4 protein-coding genes are annotated in these 5384 nt (G+C 52.9%); 1 reads left to right on the forward strand and 3 read right to left on the reverse strand.

Annotated elements, in window-relative coordinates; all coding sequences use genetic code 11:
• The 3 genes from hisG to ACYC56_RS11830 form a co-directional block, all read right to left on the reverse strand.
• A partial coding sequence (gene hisG / locus ACYC56_RS11820; RefSeq protein ID WP_461374384.1) for an ATP phosphoribosyltransferase occupies positions 1 to 457 on the reverse strand: 457 nt, incomplete at its 3' end.
• Positions 458 to 591: 134 nt separating this feature from the next.
• Positions 592 to 3429, reverse strand: a complete 2838-nt coding sequence (gene uvrA / locus ACYC56_RS11825; RefSeq protein WP_461374385.1) for an excinuclease ABC subunit UvrA — start codon at positions 3427 to 3429, stop codon at positions 592 to 594.
• A 183-nt stretch (positions 3430 to 3612) separates the two neighbouring features.
• Complete coding sequence (locus tag ACYC56_RS11830; RefSeq protein ID WP_461374386.1) at positions 3613 to 4197, reverse strand: hypothetical protein; 585 nt, start codon at positions 4195 to 4197, stop codon at positions 3613 to 3615.
• Between the two features lie 139 nt (positions 4198 to 4336).
• Between ACYC56_RS11830 and ACYC56_RS11835 the strand changes: the two genes are divergently transcribed.
• Positions 4337 to 5384 (forward strand): replication-associated recombination protein A (locus ACYC56_RS11835; protein ID WP_461374387.1); only part of this gene is annotated, 1048 nt, incomplete at its 3' end.

Below are 5384 nucleotides of genomic sequence, written 5' to 3' on the forward strand. Positions count from 1 at the left end.
CCGGCACTTTCGCCTCTGTCGCGCCGTAGGAGAATGAGATTTTTACAGGTATACCAAGCTTTTCAAAATACTTTCGGGTTACATTTGGAAGTTCGGTGCTTACACGGCTTCCGACGGGTATATCCTCTGGTTTTTGGATCGGCGAGTCTTCGGGTACCGCAACTACCAGGCGCATGATGCCCGCACCGGTTTTTGCATACGGCATATCCGCGACTTCGACCACATCGGCGCCCGATTCGATGATCCAATCGTGTCCACCTATCCCAAGGTCAAAATATCCCTCTGAGACATATATGGGGATTTCCTGGGGTCTTAGGATTTTGATTTTGCTGATTCGAGGATCGTTGATCGAAGGATTGTAACCGCGCGATTCCTTTTTGACTTCAAGATCTGCTTGGGCAAACAACATCAGGGTTTGCTCTTCAAGGCTTCCTTTTGGCAAAGCAAGGCTTAACATGTATCAGCTCCCGTACGAATAATAAACATGATCAGGCGCATGTCCCGGTAGACTTTGGGAAGAACCCGCCTGATAATACCTTTAGTATCTACATTAGCAGTTTAACACATTAAAGCGGTAGAGTGCTAGTCCCCTTACACGGGGACCTTGTCTCTATCAAGCATTTTCTTGAGAAATTGACCCGTATAGGAACGCTTTGCCTCGGCGACGTGCTCAGGTGAGCCGGTTGCTATGATCCAGCCGCCGCCTTCCCCGCCTTCCGGCCCGAGGTCGATAATCCAATCTGCGGTTTTAACCACATCAAGGTTGTGCTCGATTACCATTACGGTGTTACCCTGTGCCACCAACCGCTTTAGAACCTCCAGAAGCTTTTCGATATCGGCGAAATGAAGGCCGGTGGTCGGCTCGTCCAATATGTAGAAGGTCCTGCCGGTTGCGACTTTACACAGCTCGGTGGCAAGTTTCACCCTTTGGGCCTCGCCTCCCGAGAGCGTTGGCGCCGGCTGGCCGAGCTTTATATAGCCCAGGCCGACATCATACAGGGTCTGAAGTTTGCGCCTGATCTTGGGTACGTTTTCGAAAAACGTGAGCGCCTCCTCGACCGACATCCCGAGGACATCGGCGATACTTTTGCCCTTGTATTTGACCTCAAGGGTTTCGTTGTTATACCTGGCGCCCTTGCACACCTCGCACGGGATATAGATGTCCGGCAGGAAGTGCATCTCTATCTTGATCGTGCCGTCGCCGCTGCAGGCCTCACAGCGCCCGCCACGGACGTTAAAGCTGAAGCGCCCGGGCTTGTATCCCCTGATTTGGGCCTCGGGGACCTGGCTGAACAGGCTTCGTATATCGTCGAATAGCTTGACGTAGGTGGCCGGATTCGACCTTGGCGTGCGGCCGATCGGTGATTGATCGATTTCGATGGCTTTGTCGATGTGCTCGAGCCCCTCGATAGCGCCATGCCTGCCGGGGAGTTCCCTCGAACGGTAGAACTTTTTGGCGAGTGCTTTCGACAATATATCGGTGACCAGCGTGCTCTTGCCGCTGCCCGAGACGCCGGTTACGGTTACAAACAGGCCGAGCGGAATATCTACGTCGATATTTTTAAGGTTATGTTCGCTCGCATCTTTTATCCGAAGCCATGCCTCACCGGGCACCCGGCGCTCGATGGGAATTTCGATCTTGCGCCTGCCGCTTAAAAACTGGCCGGTAATCGAGTCCTGGCTTTTCATGATATCGTCGATCGTCCCGGTCGCGATGATCCTGCCGCCGTGCTCGCCGGCAAGCGGTCCGATATCGACGATGTGGTCGGCCTCGACCATGGTCTCTTCGTCATGCTCGACGACCACAAGTGTGTTGCCGAGATCGCGGAGACGCTTGAGAGTCTGTATCAACCTGCGGTTGTCGCGCTGGTGAAGGCCGATGCTCGGCTCATCCAGAACATAGAGAACGCCGACCAGGCCTGAGCCGATTTGCGTGGCCAGACGGATACGCTGCGCCTCGCCGCCGGAGAGCGTGCCCGCCGTGCGGTTTATCGTCAGATAATCGAGGCCGACATCGACAAGGAACTTCAGGCGCTCACGCACCTCTTTAAGCACGCGATGCGCTATCATCTGCTCGCGGTCGCTGAGGGTGACGTTGCTTATAAACGAAAGTGTGTCTTTAACCGACATTTCGCAAAGTTCATAGATGTTGAGCCCGCCCACGGTTACGGCCAGGCTCTCGGGCTTCAGGCGTGCGCCGTTACACGCGGCGCACGGCCGCAGCGCCATATACTGGCTGATCCACTCGCGTGCGTAATCGCTGTCGGTCTCGCGATAACGACGCGCCAGGTTCTTCATCACGCCCTCAAAGGATGCGTGGTAGCTCCTGGTTCGCCCGGTCATGCTGCGGTATTTGATATAGATCGGCCGTCCTTCGGTCCCGAGCAGCACTGTCTTTTGCTCATCCTCGGTGAGGTCCCTCCAGGGAGTGTCCATATCGATGTCGTATTCTTCACAGACCGCCTTGATAAGCTTGGGATAAAAGTCCATGCGGCTATGGTAAAACGGGTGGATGGCCCCTTCGCTGATACTGAGGTTCTCATCCGGTATGACAAGCTCGGGGTCGACGACCATTCTCGTGCCAAGGCCCGTGCACTCCTTGCATGCGCCGTAGGGATTATTGAACGAGAACATCCTCGGCTCGAGTTCTTCAAGGCTTATCCCGCAATCGATGCAGGCGAAGTGCGCGCTGAAATCCTGCCGCTCGCCATCGATTACCTGGATAGAAACGATTCCGTCACCCAAATTGAGCGCCGTCTCGATGGAATCGGCGAGCCTGCGTTGCACGCCGTCCTTCATGACAAGTCTATCCACGACTACATCGATATCGTGGCGCTCTTTTTTATCGATTTTTATGTCTTCCTCAAGGCCGTAGACCTTGCCATCGACCTGCACCCTTGCAAAACCGTCTTTTCTCAGACGCTCGAACAGCTCGCGGTACTCGCCCTTCCTGCCCCGAACGACCGGCGCCAGCACCTGCAACTTCGTGCCATCGGCGAGCTTTAAGACCTGCTCGACGATCTGCTGGGATGTCTGTTGCGTGATTTCTTTTCCGCAGTTTGGACAATGCGGCGTGCCGATTCTTGCATATAATAAGCGCAAGTAATCATAGACTTCGGTAATCGTGCCGACAGTCGACCTGGGGTTTTTGGACGTCGATTTCTGGTCGATGCAGATCGAGGGCGATAAGCCGTCGATGTGGTCGACATCGGGTTTGTTCATCTGCCCCAAAAACTGCCTGGCGTACGCCGACAGGGATTCGACATAGCGGCGCTGACCCTCGGCGTAGATCGTATCGATCGCCAAGGACGACTTGCCCGAGCCGCTCAAGCCCGTCATAACAATGATTTTATTCCTGGGAAGCTCCAGGTTTATATTTTTTAGGTTGTGTTCTCTCGCTCCGCGAATGACTATCTTCTCTTCGTGCATTACCGTCCCATTTCCAGCTTTTTATGCTTATCTTATTGTGTGAAATAAGTGAATCCTCTTTTGAATACTCCTAGACAATTCTCCTAGACATTCTCCAAGATGATTATATCAGGAGCGGCAAGGGTAAACGCTTGGCCGTTATAGGGCCCAGGGGCTTGAATCCCAGGCTTGGGGTTCATAGTACTATATTTCACGGCCTTTATTTTCTTTGCGGTTTACGGTAGCGGCTTCTATGATCGTCTCGAGTTCTTTTTGTGGAATGAGTAGATCCGGCGTTTTTGTAGCCTCGGTAAGCTCGGGAAATGTTATGATGATGCGACCCGTATCCTTGCTTATGTACGCTTCACCTACGTTTTTGTAGCCCTTTTTGTACCAGCGTAGTTTATAGTCATCGCTCCCACCCAGCGGCTTACCGGTTGGCTTGGCCGAGGTTACGGCGTGCATTATATCCCAATAGGTGGGGCCGTCGGCGTAAAGCACGCTTAAGGGCTCCTGATTGCGCTCATCCGTCAGGTCACCGTTTTTGCCGTCGATGATAATGACCCGCTCCGCTTGCTTTATGGCATCGAAAAACTTTGCGGTCTCTTTGGATGGCTCTATTTTCTTGGACTCCTTGGATGGGTCGACGAGCACCGGCTTACTTTTTGCCGCACTTGGGGGTTTTTCCTGGGTGGCGGTGCTGCCTCCGCAGCCCTGCAGCATAATCGTAAGAACTACCACCACCGTTATTACTATTAGACCGACACGAGTTTCTTTTAAAAAGGTCATGTTCTCCCTTTACCTAGTAATGCAACCGTTCGTTTTTGCTTTATCCACCAGGTCATATTATAAGCCTCTGGGCGTATTTTAGGTATAGGTTTTTGTCTCATGCTGGTATTTCTTCTCTTTTCTCATTACAATCTGAGCTATGGATAATTTGTTTTCGGATAGTTTGTTTTCCGCTCAATTCGCTTCGCATACCCCGCTTGCCGAAAGGATGCGCCCACACAATCTGGATGAGTTTGTCGGGCAGGAACATTTGCTCGGCGAGAACGGCCTGCTCAGGAATATAATCAAGAGCGATAAGCTCAACTCTATGATTTTGTGGGGGCCTCCGGGAAGCGGTAAGACTACGATTGCCAGGATCATCGCGCAGATGACCGAAGCACATTTTATCGAGTTTTCTGCGGTAACGAGCGGTGTCGCCGATATCAGAAAGGTCGTCAAAGAGGCTTCCGACAGGCGCAGGTTCGAAGGAAAGCGCACCATTCTGTTTGTCGACGAGATACACCGTTTCAACAAAGCCCAGCAGGACGCGTTTCTGCCGCACATCGAGGCCGGCACCGTGATCTTGATCGGCGCCACTACGGAAAATCCGGGGTTTGAGGTCAACGCACCGATACTCTCCAGATCACGGCTATTCCAGCTTGAGCAACTAGCCGACCGGGATATTATGGAGATCTTAAGAAGAGCGATTGCCGATACAATGCATGGCCTGGGGGGAATGAATCTTGAGATCGAGAATGAGGCGCTTGAGCATATTGCAAAGAGCGCGAACGGTGATGCTAGAGTCGCCCTCACCGCGCTAGAGATTGCGGCCAATAGCATAGTCAAGGATGAGGATGGCGATGGGAGTGACGCTGGTGATAGAGCGGGCCGTGTTATTACGTTAGCGGTATCTGAAAGTGCTATTAACAGGAAACAGCTACGATACGACCGCGCGGGCGATGCCCATTATGATATTATCAGCGCCTTTATAAAAAGCATGCGAGGAACCGATCCGGATGCCGCCGTGTATTACCTCGCCAGGATGCTCGAGAGCGGCGAAGACGCGAAGTTTATAGCCCGCCGCCTGGTAATATTCGCTTCGGAGGATATCGGAAACGCCGACCCCCATGCCCTTATGCTGGCAACCGCAACCGTAGATGCGCTTAATTTTGTGGGATTGCCAGAAGCTAAGTTTGCGCTCTCGCAGT

It is taken from the genome of Candidatus Aquicultor sp., from assembly GCF_054640775.1.

Excerpts from the sequence above, each read along its gene's own strand:
- ACYC56_RS11830 (WP_461374386.1), bottom strand. The coding sequence starts at position 4,197 with ATGACCTTTTTAAAAGAAACTCGTGTCGGTCTAATAGTAATAACGGTG.
- uvrA (WP_461374385.1), bottom strand. The coding sequence starts at position 3,429 with ATGCACGAAGAGAAGATAGTCATTCGCGGAGCGAGAGAACACAACCTA.